Raw genomic sequence first — 518 nt, forward strand, 5'->3', positions numbered from 1 at the left:
CTCTTTTAGAACTTCGTGACATGTTTCACGCATTACGGTCGCTCGTGGATCGTAGTTCTTGTAAACACGGTGACCGAAGCCCATCAAACGGAATGGGTCATCTTTGTCTTTCGCACGTTCCACGTACTCTGGAATGTTATCCACGCTGCCGATTTCTTCTAGCATCTTCAGACATGCTTCGTTTGCGCCACCGTGAGCTGGGCCCCAAAGTGATGCGATACCAGCGGCAATACATGCGAATGGGTTTGCACCAGAAGAACCTGCTAAACGGACTGTTGATGTCGACGCGTTTTGCTCGTGATCTGCGTGAAGTGTGAAGATTTTATCCATCGCACGAGCAACAACAGGGTTCACTTCATACTCTTCACATGGGTTAGCAAACATCATGTGTAGGAAGTTTTCCGCGTAGCTCAAATCGTTGCGTGGGTAGATAAATGGCTGACCAACAGAATATTTGAAACACATTGCAGCCAGAGTTGGCATTTTAGATAGCAGACGATAAGCCGCAATTTCACGGT

Annotated in this window: 1 protein-coding gene; it reads right to left on the reverse strand. The window is 47.5% G+C overall.

The annotated features are described in order from the left end of the window. Nucleotides 1-518: citrate/2-methylcitrate synthase (locus tag R8O11_RS31265; RefSeq protein WP_318195398.1), on the reverse strand; the 518-nt coding region annotated here is incomplete at both ends.

The sequence above is a fragment of the Vibrio sp. 1288 genome (assembly GCF_033344475.1).